26 protein-coding genes are annotated in these 25,157 nt (G+C 60.0%); 14 read left to right on the top strand and 12 right to left on the bottom strand.

The annotated features are described in order from the left end of the window. Nucleotides 1-12 precede the first annotated feature (12 nt). Both ACB035_RS15250 and ACB035_RS15245 read right to left on the bottom strand, forming a co-directional pair. Nucleotides 13-609 carry an NAD(P)H-dependent oxidoreductase gene (locus ACB035_RS15250; RefSeq protein ID WP_101531252.1) on the bottom strand — a complete coding sequence of 199 codons (597 nt, stop codon included), beginning with the start codon at nt 607-609 and terminating at the stop codon, nt 13-15. Between the two features lie 101 nt (nt 610-710). After that, a complete protein-coding gene (locus ACB035_RS15245; protein WP_101531251.1) occupies nt 711-1,553 on the bottom strand; it encodes a LysR family transcriptional regulator in 843 nt (280 codons plus the stop codon). Between the two features lie 142 nt (nt 1,554-1,695). Between ACB035_RS15245 and ACB035_RS15240 the strand changes: the two genes are divergently transcribed. The 6 genes from ACB035_RS15240 to ACB035_RS15215 all read left to right on the top strand — a co-directional run bounded on the left by ACB035_RS15240 (nt 1,696) and on the right by ACB035_RS15215 (nt 9,741). Continuing rightward, nucleotides 1,696-2,418 carry an SDR family oxidoreductase gene (locus ACB035_RS15240; RefSeq protein WP_005348556.1) on the top strand — a complete coding sequence of 241 codons (723 nt, stop codon included), beginning with the start codon at nt 1,696-1,698 and terminating at the stop codon, nt 2,416-2,418. An 88-nt stretch (nt 2,419-2,506) separates the two neighbouring features. Then, the gene (locus ACB035_RS15235; protein ID WP_371167605.1) at nt 2,507-2,830 is read left to right on the top strand and encodes a hypothetical protein; all 324 of its coding nucleotides are present in this window, start codon (nt 2,507-2,509) and stop codon (nt 2,828-2,830) included. A 46-nt stretch (nt 2,831-2,876) separates the two neighbouring features. Further along, on the top strand, nt 2,877-3,308 hold the full coding sequence (locus tag ACB035_RS15230) for a DUF411 domain-containing protein (RefSeq protein WP_371167604.1): 432 nt from the start codon (nt 2,877-2,879) through the stop codon (nt 3,306-3,308). Between the two features lie 234 nt (nt 3,309-3,542). Next, nucleotides 3,543-5,696 carry a S9 family peptidase gene (locus tag ACB035_RS15225; RefSeq protein ID WP_335829061.1) on the top strand — a complete coding sequence of 718 codons (2,154 nt, stop codon included), beginning with the start codon at nt 3,543-3,545 and terminating at the stop codon, nt 5,694-5,696. Nucleotides 5,697-6,110: 414 nt separating this feature from the next. Further along, the gene (locus ACB035_RS15220) at nt 6,111-7,082 is read left to right on the top strand and encodes a TAXI family TRAP transporter solute-binding subunit (RefSeq protein ID WP_005339950.1); all 972 of its coding nucleotides are present in this window, start codon (nt 6,111-6,113) and stop codon (nt 7,080-7,082) included. 103 nt (nt 7,083-7,185) lie between these two features. Then, nucleotides 7,186-9,741, top strand: coding sequence for a TRAP transporter permease (locus ACB035_RS15215; RefSeq protein ID WP_005357644.1), 2,556 nt, complete (start codon nt 7,186-7,188; stop codon nt 9,739-9,741). Nucleotides 9,742-10,261: 520 nt separating this feature from the next. Here ACB035_RS15215 and ACB035_RS15210 read toward each other — a convergent pair. Continuing rightward, complete coding sequence (locus ACB035_RS15210) at nt 10,262-11,515, bottom strand: phosphatidylserine/phosphatidylglycerophosphate/cardiolipin synthase family protein (protein WP_371167603.1); 1,254 nt, start codon at nt 11,513-11,515, stop codon at nt 10,262-10,264. Between the two features lie 73 nt (nt 11,516-11,588). Here ACB035_RS15210 and ACB035_RS15205 point away from each other — a divergent pair, with 73 nt between their 5' ends. Further along, nucleotides 11,589-11,765, top strand: a complete 177-nt coding sequence (locus ACB035_RS15205; RefSeq protein ID WP_005339947.1) for a hypothetical protein — start codon at nt 11,589-11,591, stop codon at nt 11,763-11,765. Here the strand turns inward: ACB035_RS15205 and ACB035_RS15200 are convergent. The 3 genes from ACB035_RS15200 to tatA all read right to left on the bottom strand — a co-directional run bounded on the left by ACB035_RS15200 (nt 11,743) and on the right by tatA (nt 13,874). Further along, entirely contained in the window at nt 11,743-13,164 is a 1,422-nt protein-coding gene (locus ACB035_RS15200) for a transglycosylase SLT domain-containing protein (RefSeq protein ID WP_371167602.1), read from the bottom strand. The two genes, ACB035_RS15205 and ACB035_RS15200, sit on opposite strands and share 23 nt — an antisense overlap. Nucleotides 13,165-13,393: 229 nt before the next feature. After that, nucleotides 13,394-13,696, bottom strand: a complete 303-nt coding sequence (locus tag ACB035_RS15195) for a YfcZ/YiiS family protein (RefSeq protein WP_005339945.1) — start codon at nt 13,694-13,696, stop codon at nt 13,394-13,396. Between the two features lie 16 nt (nt 13,697-13,712). Further along, a complete protein-coding gene (gene tatA, locus ACB035_RS15190) occupies nt 13,713-13,874 on the bottom strand; it encodes a twin-arginine translocase TatA/TatE family subunit (RefSeq protein WP_005339944.1) in 162 nt (53 codons plus the stop codon). A 276-nt stretch (nt 13,875-14,150) separates the two neighbouring features. On the opposite strand from tatA, the gene ACB035_RS15185 reads away from it, so the two are divergent. Next, a complete protein-coding gene (locus tag ACB035_RS15185; protein ID WP_005357635.1) occupies nt 14,151-15,119 on the top strand; it encodes a LysR family transcriptional regulator in 969 nt (322 codons plus the stop codon). 76 nt (nt 15,120-15,195) lie between these two features. Here ACB035_RS15185 and ACB035_RS15180 read toward each other — a convergent pair whose 3' ends face one another. Further along, entirely contained in the window at nt 15,196-15,795 is a 600-nt protein-coding gene (locus ACB035_RS15180) for a YhgN family NAAT transporter (RefSeq protein WP_041234986.1), read from the bottom strand. Between the two features lie 99 nt (nt 15,796-15,894). After that, the gene (locus ACB035_RS15175) at nt 15,895-16,140 is read right to left on the bottom strand and encodes a YecH family metal-binding protein (protein WP_005357633.1); all 246 of its coding nucleotides are present in this window, start codon (nt 16,138-16,140) and stop codon (nt 15,895-15,897) included. Between the two features lie 209 nt (nt 16,141-16,349). Between ACB035_RS15175 and ACB035_RS15170 the strand changes: the two genes are divergently transcribed. Further along, nucleotides 16,350-17,633: a dicarboxylate/amino acid:cation symporter gene (locus ACB035_RS15170; RefSeq protein ID WP_021231554.1), complete on the top strand. Its 1,284-nt coding sequence runs from the start codon at nt 16,350-16,352 to the stop codon at nt 17,631-17,633. An 11-nt stretch (nt 17,634-17,644) separates the two neighbouring features. On the opposite strand, the gene ACB035_RS15165 is transcribed toward ACB035_RS15170, so the two are convergent. Together ACB035_RS15165 and ACB035_RS15160 are read right to left on the bottom strand one after the other, a co-directional pair. Continuing rightward, nucleotides 17,645-17,959 (bottom strand): DUF2007 domain-containing protein, encoded by a 315-nt coding sequence (locus tag ACB035_RS15165; RefSeq protein ID WP_005339933.1) that lies wholly within the window; start codon nt 17,957-17,959, stop codon nt 17,645-17,647. A 9-nt stretch (nt 17,960-17,968) separates the two neighbouring features. Beyond that, nucleotides 17,969-18,871, bottom strand: coding sequence for a LysR family transcriptional regulator (locus ACB035_RS15160; protein WP_371167601.1), 903 nt, complete (start codon nt 18,869-18,871; stop codon nt 17,969-17,971). A gap of 96 nt (nt 18,872-18,967) precedes the next feature. On the opposite strand from ACB035_RS15160, the gene ACB035_RS15155 reads away from it, so the two are divergent. Together ACB035_RS15155 and ACB035_RS15150 are read left to right on the top strand one after the other, a co-directional pair. Further along, entirely contained in the window at nt 18,968-20,020 is a 1,053-nt protein-coding gene (locus ACB035_RS15155) for an HlyD family secretion protein (protein ID WP_371167600.1), read from the top strand. Further along, the gene (locus ACB035_RS15150) at nt 20,020-21,573 is read left to right on the top strand and encodes a DHA2 family efflux MFS transporter permease subunit (protein WP_108541708.1); all 1,554 of its coding nucleotides are present in this window, start codon (nt 20,020-20,022) and stop codon (nt 21,571-21,573) included. Before ACB035_RS15155 ends, ACB035_RS15150 begins: the two co-directional genes overlap by 1 nt. Before the next feature lie 78 nt (nt 21,574-21,651). On the opposite strand, the gene ACB035_RS15145 is transcribed toward ACB035_RS15150, so the two are convergent. After that, the gene (locus tag ACB035_RS15145; RefSeq protein ID WP_005348507.1) at nt 21,652-22,278 is read right to left on the bottom strand and encodes a lysoplasmalogenase; all 627 of its coding nucleotides are present in this window, start codon (nt 22,276-22,278) and stop codon (nt 21,652-21,654) included. 175 nt (nt 22,279-22,453) lie between these two features. On the opposite strand from ACB035_RS15145, the gene ACB035_RS15140 reads away from it, so the two are divergent. After that, a complete protein-coding gene (locus tag ACB035_RS15140; RefSeq protein ID WP_005348505.1) occupies nt 22,454-22,609 on the top strand; it encodes a hypothetical protein in 156 nt (51 codons plus the stop codon). Between the two features lie 79 nt (nt 22,610-22,688). On the opposite strand, the gene ACB035_RS15135 is transcribed toward ACB035_RS15140, so the two are convergent. Next, nucleotides 22,689-23,807 (bottom strand): fatty acid desaturase, encoded by a 1,119-nt coding sequence (locus ACB035_RS15135; protein ID WP_371167599.1) that lies wholly within the window; start codon nt 23,805-23,807, stop codon nt 22,689-22,691. A 147-nt stretch (nt 23,808-23,954) separates the two neighbouring features. On the opposite strand from ACB035_RS15135, the gene fabR reads away from it, so the two are divergent. Continuing rightward, nucleotides 23,955-24,575, top strand: coding sequence for an HTH-type transcriptional repressor FabR (gene fabR / locus ACB035_RS15130; protein ID WP_005339921.1), 621 nt, complete (start codon nt 23,955-23,957; stop codon nt 24,573-24,575). Between the two features lie 19 nt (nt 24,576-24,594). Then, nucleotides 24,595-24,960, top strand: coding sequence for a YijD family membrane protein (locus ACB035_RS15125; protein ID WP_139442142.1), 366 nt, complete (start codon nt 24,595-24,597; stop codon nt 24,958-24,960). Nucleotides 24,961-25,157 lie beyond the last annotated feature (197 nt).

Here is a 25,157-nt window from a genome sequence, read left to right as displayed (position 1 = left end):
GCCCGTGTGTCATCAGAGCACCTCCAGCAAGTCGCGCAGATAAGGACGCCCGGCCAGTTGCTCCGGGGTCAGCAGATCATCACGCAGGGCGCAAAGCAGCTGGCGGTAATCCTGTCCACAGCGGCGCAGGGCGGCGGGATCCTTGATCTTGTGAAAGGAGTGCAGCACGAAAGGGGGCAGCCAGTTCATGCCGCACAAGGTGGCAGCCTGCTGAAATGGCAGCAGAAAGTCGAGCAGCGGTCGGCTGTTATACCCCTCGCTGCAGTAGGACTCCGGCGCCCCGCCCGTGGTGATGGCGCTCAGCCACTGCTTGCCCTTGAGGGCATGAGCCTCGGGGCCGTAGGCATAGCCATACTCCAGCACCAGATCCATCCACTCTTTCATGATGGCCGGGCAGGAGTACCAGTAAAACGGGTGCTGGAAGACGATGATGTCGTGCTCACAGAGCAGCGCCTGCTCCCGCTTCACATCGATAAACATGTCGGGATAGTGCTGATAGAGGTCGTGAACCGTGACCCCCTCCAGCCCCTCAATCGCCTGCAACAGCTGCTTGTTGGCCCGCGAGCTCTGCAGCGCGGGATGGGAAAAAATAACCAGAATGCGTTTCATGACCACATCACCCGAGCAAAGCCTTGCGGTGCAAGACGAGGTAAACAGAAAAGGGGAGTCTGGGGAGCTGCATCGTAAAGGTGCACAGGAGAGCGACCTTATCAGGAAGCGCCATAGCCTGCCAACTCGGGGATCAGCTCCCGCAGCGCCGGATTGAGGGTCTGGTGAGCGGGATAGCAGAGCCCAATCCGGCGAAACATCCGCGGCCCGCTCACCGGCAGGGTACAGAGCCCCGCCTCATCCTCGACCAGCCCGTCCGGCAGAAAACTGATGCCGACCCCCGCCAGCACCAGCGCCATCACCAGCCCCTTGCTCTCGGCCTTGGCCACCAGATTGAGGGTAAGCCGGTCACAGGCCAGCAGACCTATGGTCTGTTGATGAGCTTCACAGGGTGGGCACTCAATAAAATCATAATGTTGCAGCTCGGCCAGCTCAATTTTCTCGCGGCTGGCCAGGGGATGGTCGACCGGCACGCAGAGCACGTAATCCTCCTCCCACAGCGGCAGGAAGATCTCGTCCTCCCGGCGCAAGGCATCCAGCGTCAAGCGGCAGTCGGCAGGTGTGGCGTAGTCGGAGAGGGTGAGATCCAGCTGCGGCAACACGCGCTGTACTTGCTGCAACAGCCCGGCCACCCGACGGCGACTCAAGTCCGGCATGATGGCGATATTGAGCCTCGCACGCGTCGCTTTCTGGCGAAACAGCTCCGGCAAACGGCGCGCCTCCTCCACCAGCTTGACCGCGTGGGGATAGAGATAGTGGGCCGGATCTTTCGCCACCACCCCCTTCTTGCCCCGGACAAACAGGCTGTCACCGAGCGCCTCTTCCAGCTGGCGCAGTCCCGCCGAGAGGGAGGGCTGGCTGACGTGGCAGCGCTCGGCCGCCGCCGTGATGTTCTTCTCTTCATAGATGGCGATGAAGAAACGCAGCAATCTCAAGTCCAGCATAAACCAACCATAGTTTTTTTAGATGATAACCAGCGGAAAACAATATTTATCACTTATAGATACAGTGACTATAGTGATTGGGTTCCGTGCTGGCCAGCCACCTGTTTGCTCAAACCGACTCTTGAATCAGAAGGAAAGACCCATGTCCAAATCTCTCGTCGTGATCACCGGTGCCTCCGCCGGGATCGGTGCCGCCATCGCCCGTGCCTTCTCTGCCGCCGGTCATCCGCTACTACTGCTGGCCCGCCGGGTCGAGCCGATGCAGGCACTGAACCTGCCCGATACCCTCTGCATCGGGGTCGATGTGACCGACACCGCCGCCATGAAAGCCGCCGTCCAGCAGGCAGAAGCCAAATTTGGCCCGGTCGGCTGCATGGTCAACAACGCCGGTGTCATGCTGCTGGGTCAGGCAGATGTGCAGGATCCCGCCGAGTGGCAGCAGATGCTCAACATCAACGTGATGGGGGTACTGAACGGCGTCCACGCAGTGCTGGCAGGCATGAAGGAGCGCCGCAGCGGTACCATCATCAACATCAGTTCCATCGCAGGTCGCAAGACCTTCCCGAACCATGCAGCCTACTGCGCCACCAAGTTCGCCGTGCACGCCCTGACCGAGAACATCCGGGAAGAGGTAGCCGATGTCGGCGTGCGGATGGTGACCATTGCCCCGGGTGCGGTCGAGACCGAGCTGCTCAGCCACACCACTGACGAGAGCATCAAGGCCGGTTACCACGACTGGAAAGATCAGATGGGTGGCGTCATTGCGCCGGAAGTGATCGCCGATGCCGTGCTCTACGCCTGGAACCAGCCTGCCAACGTCTGCGTGCGCGAGATCGTGCTGGCGGCGACCCGTCAGCAACCTTAATCCTGGCTGACTGACACCATGGGGAGGGCTTGACCCTCCCCCGGGGCACAGGGTTACCATGTGCCCCTTGTTTTTTCCGAGTCATTCCATGGTTCTCACCCGTCGCCAACTCACTCACGCCCGTCGCTGGCTCCCCTTGTGGAGTCTGGTGCTGGTGTTGATGTCGTTTGGCAGCCGGGCCGCAACCGACCTCTGTACCCTGACTACCCACTGCAGCCAGAGCGAGCGCACCCTGGAAAAAGCGATGCCCTGCGGCAGCTTTACCACAGCACTCTCGATGACACTGGTAGGCAGCGACAGCCTGACGGTCGCCGTACTGGAACCGGATACCCCCGACTTCGCCTCCCCCTCTCTCTTTATGCCGGACGCCCCGTGCGAGCGGCTCGAACGTCCCCCACGCACCCGGATCTGAAACGCATCCCGTATCGGGCATCTTTTCTTTCAATCTGAGGTGAGTGATGTACAAACCCCTGTTACTGGCCATGCTGGCCGGTACCGTCAGCTTTTCGGCCCTCGCGGCCGAGAAGATGACCGTCTACAAATCCAAATATTGTGGCTGCTGCCAAAGCTGGAACGAGCACATGGAGCAGAATGGCTTCGAACTGGAGGTCATCGAAACCGAACAGCTCGGCGCAGTGAAGCAGCAATACGGTATCGCGCCGGAACTGGCCTCTTGCCATACCGGTATCGTAAATGGCTATGTGATCGAGGGGCATGTACCGGCCGCCGATGTGCAGAAGCAGCTCAGGGAAAAACCGGCGATCCGTGGCCTGACCATTCCGGGCATGCCCCAGAGTGCACCGGGCATGGATATTCCGGGCCATCCCTATGAGGTACTGAGTATCAGCAACGAGGGCGCGACCAACCGCTGGTCGAGCTACCCAGGCTGACGAAAACTGGCCATGAGAGGGCACTCCCATATCATGTGAGGCACACCTGAGCGGACTCTTGCCGCTCATGGCCAGAAAGAGGGCCGCTATCGCGAGATAGCGGCTTTTTTTGAGTACATTTCCTGCAATAACAAGGGATTGCTTGCAACCACCGGCAACAAGGGGCAGATTTAACGCCAATTCATGGAGCCGATGCTCAGGTCTACCAACCCTTTCCAGCGCCAAGGATGCGACATGTTTACCTTTTCCCGAGGAGTTCTGCTGCTAGCCTTTCTGACAGTTCTCCCCCCCACTTATGCCAATGAAGAGCCCGCCATGCTGACAAGCGAACATCCAATCCAGCCGCCCGTGGCCGCCAAACATCCCCGCACGCTGAAAAAACACGGGGATACCCGCATCGACAACTACTACTGGCTGCGCGACGACGAGCGGCAGAAGCCCGAGGTATTGGACTATCTCAAGGCCGAGAACGCCTATACCGAGGCCATCCTCAAGCCGACCCAACCCCTGCGCGAACAGCTTTACAAAGAGATGGTCGCCCGCATCCCCCAGCAGGATGAGTCGGTACCCTATGTGAAGAATGGCTACCGCTACCAGACCCGCTATGAGCCGGGCAAGGAGTACGGGATCTATTCGCGCACCAAGCTCGGTGAAGAGCAGGCGAGCCTGCTGCTCGACAGCAACCTGCGGGCTGAAGGGCACGAGTTCTATGCCCTCGGCGCCCTTGAGGTGAGCCGCAACAACCGCTGGCTGGCGGTGGCGGAAGATTTCCTCTCCCGCCGTCAGTACCAGATCCAGTTCCTCGATCTGGAGAGCGGCCAGTGGGCCACCGACAAACTGGAAAATACCTCCGGCAATCTGGTGTGGGCCAACGACAACAAGACCGTCTTCTATGTGCGCAAGCACCCGCAGACCCTGCTGCCCTATCAGGTCTATCGCCACACGCTCGGGACGGATCCGGCCACGGACAAGCTGGTCTACGAGGAGAAGGATGACTCCTTCTACATCAGCCTCTACGCCACCACCTCGGAAGATTTCATCGTCATCGCCCTCTCCAGCACGACTACCGGCGAAGCACGGCTGATCGATGCCAACCAGCCGGAGCACGCCCCCCGCCTGTTCCTGCCCCGTCAGGTGGATCACGAATACAGCCTGGATCACTACCGCGGCCGCTTCTATGTGCGCTCCAACAAGGACGGCAAGAACTTCGGCCTCTACGAGACCAAAGAGAGCCCGGTGGATCGCTGGAAGGCGGTGATTGCCCCCAATCCGGACGTGCTGCTGGAGAGTTACGCCCTGTTCAAGGATTGGCTGGTACTGGAAGAGCGCAACAAGGGGCTGACCCGACTGCGCCAGATCAACTGGCAGAGCGGTGACGAGAAGGAGATCGCCTTCGACGATCCCGCCTATGTCACCTGGCTCGCCTACAACCCGGAGCCGGATACCAGCGCCCTGCGTTATGGCTACTCCTCCATGACCACCCCCGCCTCTACCTATGAGCTGGATATGGCGAGCGGCAAGCGCACCCTGCTCAAGCAGCAGCCGGTGGCAGGCTTCAAGGCCGACCAGTACGCCAGCGAGCGACTCTGGGTGACCGCCCGCGACGGCGTATCGGTGCCGGTGTCGCTGGTCTATCGCAAGGACAAGTTCAAGAAAGAGCAGGCCGATGCGCCCAAGAATCCGCTGCTGGTCTATGGCTACGGCTCCTACGGCGCCAGCATGGATCCCGACTTCAGCAGCTCGCGCCTGAGCCTGCTGGATCGCGGCTTCGTCTACGCCATCGCCCATATCCGGGGTGGCGAAGAGCTGGGACGTCACTGGTACGAAGATGGCAAACTGCTGAAAAAACAGAACACCTTCAATGACTTTATCGATGTCACCAAGGCGCTGGTGGAGCAAGGCTACGGTGCCAGGGATCAGGTCTACGCCATGGGCGGCAGCGCCGGCGGCCTGTTGATGGGGGCCGTCATCAATCAGGCGCCCGAACTCTATCGCGGCGTGGTTGCGCAGGTGCCGTTCGTCGATGTGGTTACCACCATGCTGGACGAGTCCATTCCCCTCACCACCGGGGAGTATGACGAGTGGGGCAACCCGAACCAGAAGCGCTACTACGACTACATGAAGAGCTACAGCCCCTACGATCAGGTGAAGGCGCAAGCCTATCCCAACCTGCTGGTCACCACCGGGCTGCACGACTCGCAAGTGCAATATTGGGAGCCCGCCAAGTGGGTCGCCAAGCTGCGCGAACTGAAGACGGATGATAACAAGTTGTTACTGAACACCGACATGGACGCCGGCCACGGCGGCAAGTCGGGCCGCTTCAAAGCCTACGAGGATATCGCGCTGGAATACGCCTTTATCCTGGATCTGGCCACCCCGGCCAACTGATCTCTCATGACTCCGGCCCTTGTCATTCAAGGGCCGCATAAGAATCCTCTCGTAGTTTTTCCCTCTTCCATTTCCCTCCATATCAAATTAATCTTCGGCAAGAAAATGAATGATCGAGGTCATGTTTCTCAAGATTTAACTCCGCTATTTTGCCATTTCGTTTGATTTATGTTGGGTGAATGTGCTTAATCGGAGTGCTTGCAACTTTTTATTTGGCCCCTCAGGGGCCAATTTATCTTCGACCGACAGGAGGTCGGTAGCCTCACCACAGGATGAGGGTGACTGCCGGAAAAGGGGGGAATCAACTCCCCCGCTTTCGCGCAACGAGAAGAGCGGGCAAGCCCGGCGCAGAACGGGATTGCCATCAATTTATCCGGGGATCGGATAAACAAAATCAAAGAAAAGGGAGAAAAAATGAAAGGATTAACTTTGGCATGCGCCCTGTCGGCGGCTCTGGTCGGTGTTTCATTCGGTGGTCCGGTACAAGCGCAGGAGCGCTTCGTGACCATAGGCACCGGCGGTCAGACCGGCGTCTACTATGTCGCTGGCCAGTCCATCTGCCGCTTCCTCAATCGCGGCGCCGCCGATCACCAGATCAAGTGCAACGCCCCGGCCAGTGGCGGCGGTGTTGCCAACGTCAACGGCATCCGCAGCGGTGAATTCAACTTCGGCATCATGCAATCCGACCACCAGTTCAAGGCGATGAAGGGGCTGCCACCGTTCCAGGCCGAAGGGGCCATGGACGACATGCGCGCCGTCTTCTCCCTGCAGAGCGAGGTGTTCACCATCTTGGCTCGCCGCGATGCCAAGATCGCCAGCTTCGACGACCTGAAAGGCAAGCGCGTCAACATCGGCAACCCGGGCTCCGGCCAGCGTGACACCATGGAAGAGATCATGGCGGTCAAAGGCTGGAAGAAGGGTGACTTCGGTCTGGTCTCCGAGCTGAAGCCGGCCGAACAGGCCTCCGCCCTCGGTGACAACAACATCGACGCCATGAGCTACTTCGTCGGTCACCCGAACGGCGCCATTCAGGAAGCCTCCACCACCACAGATGCGGTACTGGTACCTGTGACCGGCGCCGACATCGACAAGCTGCTGGCCGAGAAGAGCTACTACAGCAAGGCCGAGATCCCGGGCGGCATCTACAAGGGCAGCGACAAGCCGACCCCCTCCATCGGTGGCAAAGCGGTGCTCTCCACCAGCGCCAAAACCGATCCGGAAGTGGTCTATCAGCTGGTCAAGTCGGTGTTCGACAACCTGGATCGCTTCAAGCGCCTGCACCCTGCCTTTGCCGACCTGAAAGAGGCCGACATGATCAAGGTGGGTCTCTCTGCACCGCTGCATGAAGGGGCTGCCCGCTACTACAAAGAGCGCGGCTGGCTCTGATTGAAGGCCCCGGGGCCTTTGTCACTCTCTTCGACACCCGTCTGCCGCCTGATTGCGGGGGCGGGTGTCGCTCTTGTTGTACTCGTTGGCACAAGTTAACCCTATGCAAGATAAACAACTCTCTACCGAGGAACTGATCGCCCAGGATGTGGGCGCTCGCCTGCCGCTGGGCATCATGGGCTGGCTCATCACAGCACTGGCGCTGGCCTGGTCCCTATTCCAGCTCTGGATCGCCTCGCCACTCCCCTTTATGGTGGGGTTTGGCGTACTCAATGACACCGAAACCCGCTCCATTCACCTCACCTTTGCCCTGTTGCTCGCTTTTCTGGTGTTCCCGGCATTTCGCTCCTCGCCACGGGATCGGGTTCCCCTCGGTGATATCGCCCTCGGCCTGATCGCTGCTGGCGCCGCCTCTTACCTGTTTGTGATGTATGAAGCACTGGCGCTGCGTCCCGGCACCCTCACCACCGCCGATCTGGTGACCGCCTGCATCGGCATTCCGCTGCTGCTGGAAGCGGCGCGCCGCGCCCTGGGGCCGGCACTGGCGGTCATCGCTATCGTCTTTCTGATCTACAGCCTGGCGGGCCCCTGGATGCCGGGACTGCTGGCACATCGCGGGGTAGGCTTTACCGCGCTGGCCAACCACCAGTGGATCACCACCGAAGGGGTGTTCGGCATCGCCCTTGGCGTCTCCACCAGCTTCGTGTTTCTGTTCGTGCTGTTCGGCGCCCTGCTGGAGCGGGCCGGTGCCGGTCACTACTTTATCCAGCTCGCTTTCAGCCTGCTCGGTCACTTGCGCGGCGGCCCGGCCAAGGCGGCAGTGGTCGCCTCCGGCCTGACCGGCCTGATCTCCGGCTCGTCGATTGCCAACGTGGTGACCACCGGCACCTTCACCATCCCGATGATGAAGAAGGTGGGCTTCAGTTCAGAGAAAGCGGGGGCGGTGGAAGTGGCCTCCTCGGTCAACGGCCAGATCATGCCGCCGGTGATGGGGGCTGCGGCTTTCCTGATGGTCGAATACGTGGGCATCCCCTATGTGGAGATCATCAAGCACGCCTTCCTGCCTGCCGCCATCTCCTACATAGCGCTGCTCTACATCGTCCATCTGGAGGCGCTAAAACTGGGCATGCAGCCCATCGGCAACCATCAACCCAAGCCCTGGCTGCGCCGCCTGACCGGCTTTGCCTTTGGCGCGGCCCTCATCAGCGGCCTGTCACTGGCGGTCTACTATGGCCTCGGCTGGCTCAAACCTGCACTGGGTGACTACGCTCTGCCGGGGATCTCGGTACTGCTGGCTGCCACCTATGTGGCTCTGTTGAAGATCGCCGCCAGCAATGAACCGCTGCCTGCCGAAGATCCCGACAAGCCGCTCACCGAGTTGCCCAACACCCGCGCCGTGCTGCTCTCCGGCCTGCACTTCCTGCTGCCGGTGGTAGTACTGGTATGGTGCCTGATGGTGGAGCGCCTCTCGCCGGGGCTGTCGGCCTTCTGGGGTACCGTGATGCTGGTGATCATCCTGCTGACCCAGCGCCCGCTGCTCAACTGGCTGCGCAAGGACGGCAAGCACGACTACGGCACCGTCGCTGATGGCGTGGTGGATCTGCGGGAAGGGCTGGTCGCCGGTGCCCGTAACATGATCGGTATCGGCATTGCCACCGCCACCGCGGGGATTATCGTGGGTGCGGTCTCCCAGACCGGGGTTGGTCTGGTGCTGGCGGATCTGGTGGAGTTCCTCTCCATGGGCAACCTGCTGCTGATGCTGCTGCTCACCGCCCTGCTGAGCCTGATCCTCGGCATGGGGCTGCCGACCACTGCCAACTACATCGTCGTCTCCAGCCTGCTGGCACCGGTGGTGGTGACGCTGGGGCAGCAAAACGGGCTGATCGTGCCGCTTATCGCAGTGCACCTGTTCGTCTTCTACTTCGGCATCATGGCGGATGTGACGCCGCCGGTGGGGCTGGCCTCCTTCGCGGCAGCGGCTGTCTCCAAGGGCGATCCCATCAAGACCGGGATCACGGCGTTTTACTACAGCCTGCGTACCGCGGCGCTGCCGTTCCTGTTTATCTTCAACACCGACCTGCTGCTGATCGACGTGGACTTCGCCCACGGGGTGCTGATCTTCATCGTGGCGACCATCGCCATGCTGATCTTCGCCGCCGCCACCCAGGGCTGGTTCCTGGTGAAGAGCCGCTGGTACGAGAGCGTGCTGCTGTTGCTGGTCGCCTTTACCCTGTTCCGCCCGGGTTTCTGGATGGACATGGTGCACGACCCCTATCGCGAGACCCCGCCTGCCCAGCTGGCCCAAACCATGGGTGAAGTGGAGGCGGAGAGCACCCTGCGGCTGCGGATCCTCGGTGAAGATGCCGTGGGCAAGCCACGCAAGTTCACCCTGCTGGTCGCCGTACCGGATGGGGCAAATGGCGAGGAGCGGCTGGCCAATCTGGGGCTGAGCCTCTATGAGCAGGATGGCAAGACGCTGATCGACAACGTCGCCTTTGGCAGCCCGGCCGCCACCATGGGGCTGGAGTTCGATCAGGAGATCCTCACCGTCAAGGCGCCGACCGAGCGCTGGACCAAGGAGTGGATGTGGATCCCGGGCTTCCTGCTGTTCGGGGCGATCGTCTGGCTGCAGCGTCGCCGCAGCGTCAAGGCTGGTTAATCCACCGGGCAGATGAGACAGAGGGCCGCTATTGCGGCCCTCTTTTTATTGCCTTGCCCTCTGCGGCTCTTGCGATGAGCGACAGTCATGGAAAGGGTAAACGGTGGCGAGCAGCCAAAAAAGTGGGGTGACATGTCCATGTCACCCCCTCGCAAATAGCATGTTCCATATTGGAGTCCGGCCACACCGGGTCTCTGTTTCACTTTACGATAGTTCGCGACCCATCTGAAGTGAGCGCCAATTGCAGCGATGCAACTGGCCAGCTACCCGTTACAACCTTCGTCCACACGGCAGACAAGCCGCCGTGTTTGTCCTTGCATCTGAAATATTACGCATAAAAACAAAATAAAAAACGTTTTTATGCTAATTCCATTCACATCAGAGTACAAAAAACAGCCTTATCATCACCACTAAATTGTTATAAAACAGTAAGATAAATTCATGCATGGTTATTCACCCGCAAAGGGCATCAGCAATGGCTTACAAGGCTTTGCGAGATCTCGCACAAAAAATGGCCGCCTCACAGCCAACGCCGCAGTGGCAACCAGTCGCTCAGGCGGGATATCAGTCGCCTTGACCACCCCTCGGGTTTGCGCGGCAATCCACCCGCCTGCTCCTGCCAGCGAGCCAGCCACGTTCGCAGCGCCTCGCAGATCGGCGGGCAGTGCAAATGCAGCATCAGTTCGGTATTGAGAAACAGCGAGCGGGGATCGAGGTTGAGGCTGCCAAACAGCGCCCGCTCCTCCCCCAGCAGGATCAGCTTGGCGTGCAGGCTGCCGTGGCCATGGTCAAACTCGGCGACCCGGATCCCGCAGCGCAGCAACCAGCCGAGATAACGCTGATAGGCGCCATAGACCAGCGGCACATCGGTGCTGGCCAGTGAGTTGGTGAGAATGTCGATGGCGACCCCCTGCTGGCGCAGCCGCGCCAGACGGTGCCGAAACCCGCGAGTAAGGATGAGGTAAGGGGTCACCAACCCCAGCGAGCCGGGATTGTCAGCCAGCTGGCGCCAAAGCTGGCGGGCGGTGGTGGGACGGGAGATAAGCCCCTTTCCGGGACGGTCGAACCATACCTCGGCCCTCCCCTCATGCCATTGCAGCGGCAAATCGCGCTCGTCAAACAGCGCCGCAGGCAGATCGTAGACCGTCGCCACCGTCGGATCCGTCATGGTGAACAGGAAGTCGTTGACCACCTCTATTTCGGCGGGCAGCAGCTCGCGGCGCAGCAGATGGCGAATGGGGTGACTCCAGCGACTGTGCCAGAACTGCTCGAACCCCTGTGCCATCTGCTGGCACAGTCCCCCCTGACAGGCGAGATCGAGATCCACGAAGGGGGCTTGCGGATCCAGACCGAAGTAGCGATCGCCGATGTTGCGCCCGCCGATCAGCGCCAGCTTGCCATCCACCAGCAGCAGCTTGTTGTGCATCCGGTGGTTGATGCGGCGAAAGCTGAGCAGCCCCTCCAGCAGCAGTGCCAGCGGGCGCCAGCCCCGCAGCCAGAAGGGGTTGAACAGCCGTACCTCGATCCCCGGGTAGTGAGCCACCATCTCCAGAAAGCGGTTATCACCGGCATAGAGATCATCCACCAGCAGCTGCACCTTGACGCCGCGCCGGGCGGCGTGGAGCAGCTCGCTCAGCAGCAGCTTGCCGCTGCTGTCCTCTTCCCAGCTGTAGTACTGCGCCTGGATCCGCTCGCGGGCATGACGGATCCAGTGGCAGCGCACCTTGAGCGCCAGCAGGGGATCGTCGATCAGGGCAAAGGATCCGGGGATCATGGTGTCATCCTGCTGTCATGGCCGGGTGTCATAACGCTGGCGAGCCTCTTCACATATTCAAAAGGAGTTGCTGATGGAACTGCATGATACCCCGATGTTGCGCTATCTGGGCCAGCTCAGCCAGCCAGATCTCATCCCGGCCACCGGCCCTGCTCACTGGTTTTTGCAACACAGGGACGGTGGCTGGCAATTGCCGACCGTGCAGGCGACCCTGCCGGTCAACCGGCTCAGGGCTGAGCCGCTTCGATAGCGGCAGCCTTGCCCTCGATCTGGGGCAGGCTGAAACGATAGGCCACGTAGTACTTGTAGATGGTGCCGACATAGTTGATCGGCCCCTGTCCGACTTCGTTGGCCACCAGCTGATCCACGTTGCCGAACCAGACGTTGGGATCGAGCCCCAGCTTCTCCGCCTTGTCTCGCAGCGCCTGCACCCGGTTCGGCCCGGCGTTGTAGGCGGCGAGGGCAAACAGGTGGCGATTGAGCCGATCCAGCTTGGGATCATTGAAGTAGGTATCGAGGATCAACCGCATGTAGCGGCAGGCGGCCTCCACATTGCCCTCCAGCGTGGTGAGTCTGGCGCCGTTGATGCCGACTTCCCGCCCCGTACTGGGCAGCAGTTGCATAAGGCCCACGGCCCCCTTGGGCGAACGCGCCTTGGGATTGAGGCCGGACTCCTTGTAGCCGAGCGCCGCCAGCATCAGCCAGTCGAGATCGTATTGATTGGCGTACTTCTCCAGCACTTTGCGAATGGTCGCGAGGCGCCCCATGGGATCCGGCGCCAGGATATTGCTCATCTGATCGCTGCGAACCAGCAAGCGGCGCAGGGTCATGTCGCTGTAGAGGCTGTTGCGGCTGACACTCGCCAGATAGCCATTGACCGCCTTGAGCAGCTCGGGGCTGTTCTTGCGCAGCGCCCAGGCGCTGGTGCCATTGCTGCGCAGGGGGATCAACTTGTGGGCCTTGAGGCCGGAGATCATGCCACCCAGCCAGATCCGCCCCTTGTAGCTGTCAGTCACCGTCAGGGGAATAATGCCGGCGGCCACCATCTCCAGCAGATCGCCATCCTGCAGGTATTCGGGCACCGTTTCGATATAGACGGGGGGCAGCCCCAGCTCGCGAAACAGCCAGTTGAGCTGGCGCAGACTCTCGTAGTAGCTGGAGCTGGCGCGCACCCAGACCCGCCTGCCGGAGAGCTGGGTAATGCGGCTGAAGGCGGGCAGGCTCTGCTGGCTCACCACCCACTCCTCGATGGATGAAATGAGCGGCTGGGAGAAGGCAACCTGTTCACGCCGGGTCGGGGTCACCGTCATGGTCGCCGCCACCAGATCGCCACGCCCCTCGGTCAGATAGTCCAGCAGCTTGTCCTGCCGCACCGGTATGTAGACCACCTTGAGTTTGACCTTCTCTTTGGCGAGATAGGTCTTGTTCAGCCAGCGCTCGAACCCTTGCAGCTGATTGACCAGAATGCCGTACTGGGCGCCGCGATCGAGAAAATAGAAGCCGCGCTCATAGACCACCAGCGCCCTGAGTTCGCGCTTTTGCAGAATGCTTTCGAGGTCCCCGGGTTGGGGCAGACGCTGTGGCTTGAGTTCAGCCGCCAGCAGGGGAAAACAACAGAGGGCCAGCAGCGCCCAGATCCAGCGTCGCATCACGATGGCTGCCCATGTGATGACGTCACACCTGCTGCCTGTTGGCAGCACGGATCACGATAGAGGGTGGGATTGGGGGCAGAGATCCATCGCTGCGTCATGATGTTTGCGCCTTCTGTTGGCCGACTCGCGCCGGGCAAAAACGTCTGTGGGATAGAGTAACTATAGAACGCCGACCCACAGCAGAAGGGTCAACACGGCAGGCAAACCTGCCGCGTTATCAGACAACTCAGATAGAGCGGGCCCGCATTTCGAAAATCAGTTTTTCAGCGGTGCAGGTGAATTGCAGGCGGGCTTTCAGGATCACGCCGTTGGCGCCCTGGGTCAGTTCGCTGCTCACTTGAGCTTCGGCAGTGACCTGTTTGGCCAGAGCTTCATAGGCAGCCAGCTTGGCGCGGGCATCAGCCTCGGCAGCGGCTTCAATAACCAGATCCATCACATCGTCGCCTTCGCCGATGATGGTGCCGATCTCGGCAAAACAGCCACAGCTGTCACAGGTTTCGTTCAGTTCAACTTTCTCGTCTACAGACATTTTCTACTCCTACTGCTTATTTCGGATGATTTGCGTCGTCACGCATCGCCTTGCGAAAATCTTTGATGGCGGTACCCAGATCCTCACCTGCACTGGCAAGACGCTTGCTGCCGAAGACCAGCACAACGACCAGCAAGAGGATCAGCATATGCCAGATATGAATTCCACCGAGTCCCATAGGGATACTCCCTCACAAAGAGATATCTGTTACTTGTATCAAAATAGAGCGCAGGGATTGTTGGGCAAAATCAAGGCAGGTGCAAGTGAGCAAATAAATCATAGCCAAAAAATAGGGCGACCCTGAGGTCGCCATATTGATTGTGCTACATGTCCCCTCAACCGCTACATCCTGTACCAGTGGTTCATGCGAACCTGAGACCATTCGAGGATAAGATCGCCAAGATATGAAAACAAATGGTATAAATTCATCTTAGAATTGAAGAGGATTCATATCATGCTGCTGGAACAACTGGGTCGTATCGACCTCAATTTGCTGATTATCCTGCAGGTACTGCTGGAGGAGCGCAACGGCAGCAAGGCGGCACGCCGCCTTCATCTAAGCCAGTCCGCCGTCAGCAAAGCCCTCGGCCGTCTGCGCGATACCTTCAATGATCCCCTCTTCATCCGCTCTGCCTACGGGCTGGAACCCACCGGCCGTGCCCTTGCACTGCAGCAGCAGTTGCAACCCATCCTGCTGTCGCTGGATAACCTGATCCAGCCGCCCGAGTTCGACCCCGCCAGCTCGGAGCGAGAGTTCGTCATCGCCAGCATGGACAGCGCCTTTACCCTGTTTGCCCCGCTCTACCTGAGCGAGCTGAAGCGGCAGGCACCAAGGATCCGCTTGCGTTACGAGGAGTGGACCGAGAACAGTCTGACCGAGATGAGTCAGGGACAGGTGGACATCGCCTTCGCGGTGCGAGAGAACTGCATCAGCTCCGATTATCGGCTCGATACCCTGCCCGACAGCATCTGTCAGCGAGTGCTGGCGGTCGATGATCTCACCTGTCTGGTGCAGCAGCACCACCCCGCGCTGCGGGAGCCCAACTGGAATCTGGAGCACTACCTCAGCTATCCCCATGTACAGACTTACTGCGAGGGGCGGGACCGCTGGATGCTGGATCACAAGCTGGCGGAGCAGGATCTCTACCGGCGTATCGAGGCAACCGTGCCCTCCTTCGAGGCGGCGCTGCGGATGGGGATGCACTCCGACATGATAGTGACCCTCTCCAGGCTCTACGCTCGCCACGCTACCCAGGTCTATCCGCTGTTGCAGCTGCCGCTGCCCATCGGGTTGGACAGCATCTCCCATCTGCTCATCTGGCATCAGCGTCACAGCGAGGATCCGGGCCACCGCTGGCTGCGGGAGCTGCTACTCTCCCTCATCATGAGCAAACTGGAACCCGCTGCGACCACTCACGGGTGACGGCACGCCCTCTCGACAGCAAAAAAGAACGGGGCTCTGCGTAGCCCCGTTTTATTCACTTCAACATGTAAAACGCTCAGCCCTGACCGGTCACCGCCAGATAGTGATGTACCCCGTCCAGCAACATCTGGACCGAGATCATCACCAGCAGCATACCCATCAGCCGCTCCACCGCAGTGAGTCCCCGCTCACCCAGCAGCTTGTTGAATACCTCGTAGAACATCAGGATCACCGCGCTGGCAGCCCAGGCCATAAAGAGCGCCAGCGACCAGTCCACCATCCGGGTCGGCTCCTGATTGGCCAGCAGCATCAAGGAGGCGAGGATCGATGGGCCGGCGATCATCGGGATCGCCATCGGCACCAGGAAGGGCTCCTCGCCCGCCGCCAGCCCGGTCACGCCCCCCTCACTCGGGAAGATCATCTTGATGGCGATCAGGAACAGGATGATACCCCCCGCAATGCTGACCGCCTCCTGCCGCAGGTTGAGGAAGCCGAGGATCTGCTGACCGACGAACAAGAACAGCATCATGATAGCCAGCGAGAAGAGCAGCTCGCGCACCATCACCTTGCGACGTCGCTTGGGATCGATATGACGCAGGATAGAGAGGAAGACAGGCAGGTTGCCCAGCGGGTCCATGATCAGAAACAGCATGACTGCGGCAGAGAAAGTATCCATACAACGCCCGGGCTACGCCCTGAATAGGGAAAAGAGAGGGGGCGAAATATAGCAAAGGGCGAAGAATTGAGCGAGCGCCATGATGCGCTCGCAGCGGGATTAACCGTGGTTGCAGATCTTGTCGGCGCGGGTCTGGAAACCTTCGGCCGAGTCGATGAATTTGCCGCGGGCAGCCAGAAAGTCGATCAGTGCTTCCGCATCCATCTCGCTGGCGCTGCAGGTATGAAAACGGGCCTCGGCACCGAACCGCTCGGCCATCGCCTGCTTCAGGCTGGCACGGGTAAATTGCCCCCCTTGCGCCAACATCATTTCCATCACCTCATGACCATGAACCGATTGCGACATCTCTCACCTCAATAATGAACATATTTAATGCCAATTAAATATCTCCCCGCCCGGAGGGATCTTGATATAGGCCAATAAATTGCGCATTACCTGGTCAGGGGAGTGGTCACCGCGACCACTTTGTCGATAATGTGGCAACCCGCGTCAGGGATCGCTACACTGGCGCCCCTTTTTGGCCATCGCAGACAATGTATAAGGATATTGGCGTCATGCTGTTCCATGGAGAGGCTCTCAAGCCCTGGCAGATCTGGACCCGCCGACCACTCTGGCTCAAGACCCTGATCGGCATGCTGACAGGGGTGGGTCTGGGCGTCGGCTTTGAAGAGCAAGCCCTGCTGCTCAAGCCCCTTGGCGTCCTGTTCGTCAACACCATCCAGATGCTGATGGTGCCCCTCATTTTCTGCTCGGTCATCGCCGGTCTCACCTCGCTGCTCAAGGGCAAGGCCCTCGATCGCATCGGCAGCAAGGCGATCTGTCTCTACTTCTGTTCGACCGCCATCGCCATCTGCATCGGCCTGATGATGGGCTGGCTGCTGGAACCCGGCATGGGTGCCGACATGGGCCCCTATGAGCGGGTCGGTATGTCGGAACCACCCACCCTGGCCAGCGTGCTGAGCCATCTGGTGCCGAGCAACCCGGTACAGGCGATGGTGGATGGCAAGATCCTGCAAGTGATCGTCTTTGCGGTGGCGCTGGCAGTCGCCCTCAATGCCAGCGGTCGCCGTGGCCGCCCCGCCATCCTCTTCTTCACCTCGCTGGCCGAGGGGATGTTCAAGCTGACCCAGATGGTGATGGCGCTCGCGCCTTACGGTGTCTGCGCCCTGATGGCCTGGATGACCGGCAAGTACGGTCTCGACCTGCTGCTGCCGCTGCTCAAGGTGATCGGCGCCGTCTACCTCGGCTGCCTGCTGCACGTGCTCGGGGTCTACAGCACCCTGCTGCTCCTGCTGGCACGGCTCAATCCGCTGCACTACTTCAAGAGCATCGTTGATGCACAGGCGGTGGCCTTCACCAGCAGTTCCAGCAACTCCACCCTGCCCATCAGTCTGGCATGCGCCGAGAAGCGGCTGGGAGTCTCCCCCGCCATCACCGCCAAGGTGCTGCCCATCGGCGCCACCATCAACATGGATGGCACCGCCCTCTATCAGGGAGTGACTGCGCTGTTCGTAGCTCAGGCATTCGGTGTGGAGCTGCACATGGTCGATTACCTGACCATCATCAGCATCGCAACCCTGGCCAGTATCGGCACCGCAGGCACCCCGGGCACCGGGTTGATGCTGCTGACCCTGACCCTGACGGCGGTGGGCTTGCCGCTGGAAGGGGTGGCACTGATTGCAGGCATTGACAGGATCCTCGACATGGCGCGCACCACGGTCAACGTATCGGGGGATATTCTGGTGTCGGTGCTGATCGCCCGCAGCGAAAACGAGCTGGATCTGGCGACCTATCACGATGCCAGCGCAGGGGAAGATATCGAGTTCCCGCCGCGCTAGCGGGAGAAAGATCAGCTGTCGTGGGGATCGTGATGACAGCGCCAGCAGACGTCGAAGTTGGCGCCGTTCTCCTCCCCGCACTGGCCGCACAGCCAGCCGTTACCCTGACGCTGCTGGTAACGCTCGATGACCCGTCCTGCCTTGCTGCGATCCTCGGCCCGCACCATCAGGGTCACCTGCAACATGTCGACCGGCAGCTCGCCAAGGGCGCCCGACAGCCCCTCGCCATTGAGGCGCACCAGCACCCCTTCCGCCTCCAGCGCCCCTTTCAACGCGTGCGCCTCCAGGGTGTGTGAGGCGCGATAGAGATTGATCCAGTTATCCATAGCTCCCCCTTACAACAACTTGTCGATGCCAAACTCGGCGCCGTTCTCAATCATGAAATCGATGAATGCCCGCAACTTACGCGGCATCAGTTGCCGCTCCGGAAACAGCAAATAAATCGGCACCCTGGGTTGCTGCCACTCTGGCAGCAGGATCACCAATTCGCCGCTGGCAAGCTCATCCTGACAGAGCATAGCGGGTAACGAGGTCAACCCCAGCCCCGCCTTCGCCGCCTCCCGGGCACAGGTAATATTATTGACCCGAAAACGGGATGGGGGGTCAACCAGCACCTCTCTGCCATCCAGCTCGAAGCACCAGTGAGAGGCGAGAAACCCGCTGCTTACCGTCACCCGCTCGAGGTTAGCCAGATCCTCCGGCCGCTCGATGACCGGGCTGCGGGCCAGATAGTCCGGGCTGGCACAGAGCAGCCTCCCGGTGCTCCAGAGTCGGCGCGCCGCCAGATTGGAGTCGCTCATGTCGCCAATCCGCACCACCGCATCCAGCCCTTCGCTGATGGGATCCACCACCCGGTTGGTCAGTTCCAGCTCCACCTGCAGGGCGGGATAGGCCTGCAAAAACTTGGCGACCAAGCGCCCGACCACCAGTTGCCCCGTCTCGATGGGCACCGCCAGTTTGAGGGTGCCGGTCACCTCCTGCTGGCTGGCGCTCAGCATCAGCTCGGCTTCGGTCAGGGCATCGACCGCCTTGCTGCAGTGCAGGTAGTACTTCTCCCCCTCCTCAGTCAAAGTGAGCTGACGGGTGGAGCGATAGAGCAGACGCACTCCGAGCCGCTGTTCCAGTTCGGCGATGCGGCGGCTGACCATCGCCTTGGTCATCCCCAGCTCGCGGGCGGCCCCCGTAAACGAGCCCTTGTCGACGATACGCACCAGAATTAACGCGGCATTGAGATCCATTGTTGCACCAGTGAAACTGTATATCTCGTGAACCAATACTAATCGAAACAGTTGACCAGTGTTAGCCTGCGCCCCTTAAGTTCAGGAATCACAAAAATGAGTCAACACAAAAAAATTCCCCTGCTGGCAGCCATGATATTGGCGCTGCTCGGTCTGCTGTTCGCCGGTTACTGGTATCTTCACGGCCGCTATTTTGAAAGCACCGACAACGCCTATCTGCAAAGTGAAGTGACCGGGATCAGCTCCAAGCTGCCCGGCTATATCCGCGAAGTGCTGGTCACCGACAACCAGCCGGTCAAAGCGGACCAACTGATCGCCCGTCTCGATGATCGCGAATACAAAACCAGGGTCGCGGAGGCCGAAGCCGACCTGCGCCTCAATCAGGCGACGGCCGAAAATCTGGCCGCCACCCGCACCCAACAACTGAGCCTGATCCAGCAGGCCGAGGCCAAGGTCGCCTCCGCCAATGCCGAACAGCTGCGCGCCAGCCAGCAGGTCAACCGGATCAGTCAGCTCAACCAGCGCCACTACAGCTCGCAAGACAGTCTGGACGAGGTGCGTGCCGGCCTGCAGGTCAATCAGGCGCAAGCCCGGGAGGCCCAAGCCGCCCTGCAAGCGGCCCGTGAACGACTGCTGGTACTGGATGCCGAACGCAAGCAGAATCTGGCCAAGCTGGCATTGAGCGAAGCACAACTGGAGCAGGCCAAGCTGGAGCTCGGCTACACCGAACTGCGGGCGCCGGCCGACGGCATCATCGGCAAGCGCAGCCTGCGGGAAGGGCTCTACGTCCAGTCCGGTATGCAGGTCGCCAGCCTGGTGCCGCTGCAGCAGGTGTGGGTCGAGGCCAACTTCAAGGAGACCCAGCTCGCCCATATGCAGCCGGGCCAGAAGGTCGAAGTGGTACTCGATGCCTACCCGGATCAACCGGTCGAGGGGATCATCGACAGCCTGGCTCCGGCGACCGGCGCCAAGTTCGCCCTGCTGCCACCGGAGAATGCCACCGGCAACTTCACCAAAATCGTGCAACGGGTACCGGTGAAGATCCGCATCCCCGAGCCGGGCCCGCTGGCAGGCAAGCTGCTGCCGGGTCTCTCGACCGAAGTGATCGTGGATACCCGCACTCCTGATCCCGTGGTGGCTGCCAACTGATGGAACCCATTCCACGTCGCAACTGGATCGCGGTCATGGGGGGCCTTATCGGCGCCTTTATGGCCATCCTCGATATCCAGATCACCAATGCCTCCCTGAAGGACATTCAGGGGGCCCTGTCAGCCACCCTGAGCGAGAGCTCCTGGATCTCCACCTCCTATCTGGTGGCGGAGATGATCGCCATCCCCCTGAGTGGCTGGTTGAGCCGGGGGCTGAGTGTGCGCCGCTACCTGCTCTGGACCACCGGCGCCTTTATAGCCGCCTCCGTGCTCTGCTCGTTCAGCTGGAACCTCACCAGCATGATCGTCTTCCGGGCGCTGCAGGGCTTCACCGGCGGGGCGCTGATCCCGATGGCCTTCTCCCTCATCGTCACCCTGTTGCCGTTACAGAAGCGGGCCACCGGTATGGCGCTGTTTGGCCTCTGCGCTACCTTCGCCCCCGCCATCGGCCCAACCCTCGGCGGCTGGCTCACCGAGCAGATGTCGTGGCACTACATCTTCTATCTCAACGTGCCGCCAGGATTGCTGGTGATGGCCATGCTGGCCCACGGGCTTGATAAAAAACCGGTGGACTGGGCCGTGATCAAGCGGGTAGACCTCATCGGCATCGTCACCATGGCGCTTGGCCTCGGCTTGCTGGAGGTGGTACTGGAAGAGGGCAACCGGGAAGACTGGTTCGGCTCAAGCTTCATCGTGCGACTGGCGGTCATCTCGGCGGTAGCGCTGGTGTTCTTCGTCATCAGCCAGCTGATCCGCCGTCACCCGCTGGTCAATCTGCGGCTGCTGCACAACCCGCGCTTCGCGCTGGCCTGCTTCGCCTATCTGATCCTCGGCATGGCGCTGATGGGCTCCATCTATGTGTTGCCGCTCTATATGACCCAGATCCACAACTACAACGCGCTGGAAATCGGCGAAGTCCTGATGTGGATGGGACTACCGCAACTGCTGGTGTTGCCGCTGGTGCCCAAACTGACCCACAAGATAGACCCGCGCTATCTGGTGAGTTTCGGCTTCCTTATCTTCGCCGTCAGCTGCTTTATGAACGTCAACATGAGTGCCGACTACGCCGGGCCGCAGCTGATCCAGTCGCTTATCGTGCGGGCGCTGGGGCAGCCCTTCATCATGGTGCCGCTCTCCCTGGTCGCCACCGCCAGCCTGAACCACGACGAGATCCCCTCCTCCTCGACCCTGCTCAACGTGCTGCGCAACCTCGGTGGTGCGTTCGGTATCGCCATCATCGCGACCATGCTCGACAACGATACCCGCACCCATGTGCTGCAAATTGGCAGCACTCTGGCCGCCAGCAGTATCGAGGGGCAGAGCTATCTGCTGCAGCTGGCCCAGAGCATGATGGCGCAGGGTTCAGGCCCCGAGATAGCCCAGCAGCAAGCCCACGCCATGCTGGCCAATACCATCAACCGGGAAGCGGCCATCATGGCCTACAACCAGGTGTTCTACATCATGGGGATCTTCTTGCTGATCGCCAGCGGCCTGATGCTGTTGCTCAAATCCCCCGCCCCACGGGCAGCGAATGCCGAACCGCTAGAGGCGTGAAAAACCGCCGGGAATAAAACGAAAAACGGGCAAGCGCCCGTTTTTCGTTATCTGTTGCCTGTACTCAACCGCATGGCGTTATCCCGCCAGCGACCCCGCAATCAGGAATTGCGCCGCAAAGTAGCTACTCATCACCCAGGCGCGGGCGTGGGGAAAGGGGCGGCGGAAGCGATCGAGCGCCAGCATGCTGTCGGAGAAGAGGAACATCAGTGCCCCTACCAGAGCGGCGGCCGAACCGGCAGTGAGAGAGGCGTGCCAGGCACCGGCAGCCACCCAGGCCATGCCGATGATCACCAGCATGTAGCAGAAGACCGGGATCCGCATCTCCCCCAGCTTGCCCCACAGCAGGCCGAATACCATGCCGGCGATCAGCAACAGCAGCAAACCATCCACCAGATTGAGCAGCAATGGTCCTTGGGCAAAACCGACGATATAGCAGAGATGCGCGACAAGAAATGCCGCCAACCCCTGAATGAAGCGATCACTTGGCAGCATCAGCAGCACATCGCCCGCCAGCGAGAGACAAAGGCCGAGCAGGATCCAGGCGTGTGAACCGTCGTGGTCATAACTCTGGTAGCCGAACGCCAACGCGATGATAAGCAACATGGTCAGTGGCTTGCTGATATAGAACTGGCGGCTGTCTGAACCGTAGGCAGCACGGATGTGCCACCAACCTGAAGCGATGATCAAGAAACTCAATAACATGCCCTGCTCCTCACCTGTTGCTCGCAGTCATACGGCAACCGTTTTTATCATGGTGCAGGGTAACAAATTCCCTCCCCCAGTGGCAGGGGTGCTTATCAAATGGGCAGGCTAAGCCTAAAGTCTAATTGCCGCAACGAGTGGTTCAGGGCATAAGTGACGGGTCTGGAGGATCACCATGGAAGAAGCTATGAAGAACTATCTGCCCGCCATCGATATCATGATGTGCCATCTGGGGATCAGCTTTGAGCAGGCCTGCGAACAACTGGGTCTCAGCCAGCAGGAGCAACAGGCACTGGATCAATTGCAGCAACAGCAGAGCCAAGCCAACTAGTCCGTTCTAACATGCATACCAAAGAGAAGACCGCCAGCAGGCGGTCTTCTCTTTTAGTCTCTGTGATAACCAGACGGCATCATGCAATGCCTGCCAGCAGGCGACTCCAGTTGCGTTTACCAGCGATGAAGCCGTCCCGCAGGGCCCGATACTCCAGTTGCAGCTTGAGGCCGTCATAGCGCGCCAGCGCCTTGCGCTTGCGCAGCTCCAGCAGCCGCTTGCGACTGGCATAATAGTGTTGCAACTGCTGGCTCAGCTTGTCGTACTCCTCCTGCAGCAGCGCCTGCCACAGTTCTAGATCTTCCTGCTTGCGCAACTTGGCTTGTGCCCGTTTCAGCTGCATCTGCAGCCGGGCCTGCTCGATACGCTCCTCCGGCGAAGATCTGAGATCTCCCGCCAGACCACACCAGGAGGCGAGCCGGATCAACCACTTGGTCGGATCGAACTGCCACCAGTGAATGCCGTTGCGGTAGTCATTCTCGAACAGGTGGTGAAAGTTGTGGTACCCCTCGCCAAAGGTGAAAAAAGCCAGGATGCCGTTATCGCGAGCGGTATTGCGATCGGTATAGGGCTGACTGCCCCAGATGTGGGCCAGCGAGTTGATGAAGAAGGTGGTGTGGTGAGTCATCACCATTCTCAGCACGCCTGCCAACAGCAACATGCCGAGCATATCCCCGTGCCACAGGCCGAGCAGCAGCGGCAGCCCCAGATTGGCCGCCAGCGCCAGCGTCAGATAGTGACGGTGCTGAAACGCGACCACCGGGTTGTTCTGCAGGTCACGCACATTGCTGTAATCACCATAGCGATCTCCCTGATGCTCCCGCAACATCCAGCCGATGTGGGAATACCAGAAGCCGCGCCCCGCGCTGTAGGGGTCTTTATCGTTGTCATCCACATGACGATGGTGACGGCGGTGATCGGCCGACCAGTGCAGGGCCGAATTCTGTAGCGCCAACGCACCGCCGATGGCAAACAACCACTGCAAAGCGATGTGCGCCTTGTAGGCCTTGTGCGACCAGAGCCGGTGATAGCCTGCGGTGATGGAGAGACCACTCAGGCAGAACAACAACAGGAAACTGGCCCACTGCCAGAGATCGTAACCGTGGCTCATGCCGTACCAGGGTACGACAATCAACGCCACTATCCCGGAGAGGGAAAACAGCAGAGTATTAGTCAAAATAATGGGGGGTCTGGCCATCTCATTGCATCCTTTCAGCGAACAGCTGTTAGCCATTTTCTATGGTGATTTCCTCACGGTCAATGGTAAAAAAGTAGGATACAAACCTGATCCTGAGGCGCCTTCGGGTTATCATTTGTCCTCGTTAAGCTGAAGGTGACTGATTTCGTGGGTATTCGCGCTCAACAAAAAGAAAAAACCCGGCGTACATTGATCGATGCTGCATTCAGCCAACTGTGCGCCAATCGGAGTTTCTCCAATCTCAGCCTGCGGGAAGTCGCTCGTGAAGCGGGCATCGCCCCAACCTCTTTCTATCGCCACTTTCGCGACATGGAGGAGCTGGGCCTGACCCTGGTTGACGAAGGAGGTCTCACCCTGCGCCAACTGATGCGACAGGCACGCCAGCGCATTGCCGGTGGTGGCAGTGTCATCAGCACCTCGGTGCAGACCTTTATGGAGTTCGTCGAGAACAACCCCAACATCTTCCGGCTGCTGCTAAGGGAACGCTCCGGCACCTCGGCCGCCTTTCGCCAGGCGGTGGCTCGCGAAATCCAGCACTTTATCGCAGAGCTGACCGATTATCTGGAAGCCACCACAGAAGCACCACGGGAAGATGCCTACATCCAGGCAGAAGCCATGGTCACCATCGTCTTCAGTGCCGGTGCCGATGCACTCGACATGACCAGCGAAGAGTGCCGGGCACTCTCCGACCGAACAATTCGCCAACTGCGGATGATCGCCATGGGCGCCGAGGTACAAAACCAGAAGCGCCGTGAACCTCACCCATGACCACAGAATGGAGTACGACATGCCTGAACAGCTTATGATCCCGAAAAAACCACTCGCCATGGCCATGCTGATTGGTATCTGTGGCGATGCCTCTTTGGCCGTGCTGACAAACTCGGTTGTGCCCTTCTCCTTCTTCCCGCTGATTGCCCTCTGGCTGGCGGCCTATCAGCTGTTCCAGCACTATCGCCATGAACCTATGGTGGGCAACACCCCCATCTGCACCCTGCTCTGCTTTTTTATCGGTGTCTTCGGCCACTCCGCGCTGCTCAAGGTGCAATACCCGGAGCTTGGCAGCAACTTCTTCTCCCTGATCATGATGCTGCTGTTACTGGCGGCCCTCTCCATCAAGCTCGGCCTGAGCATTGGCAACAAAGAGAAGCCCTGATAAATAGACCGAGTGATGCTAATCAGCTGATAGATAAAACAAAGAGGCTTTCCCGTCGGGAAGGCCTCTTTGCTTGAACGATACCTTGTAGTGGTCTAATCATCCCGGACACCATTTTAGGTGGTACAGTCGCCACCATGACCTGAGGTGTTCAATGACAAGATTACGTCGCTCATTTACTGCCGAATTCAAACTCG

The sequence above is a fragment of the Aeromonas sp. S12(2024) genome (assembly GCF_041402305.1).
Lineage (GTDB): Bacteria > Pseudomonadota > Gammaproteobacteria > Enterobacterales > Aeromonadaceae > Aeromonas > Aeromonas veronii.
The sequence above is the reverse complement of the archived record's forward strand: the minus strand, read 5'-3'. Positions and strand labels throughout refer to the sequence as shown.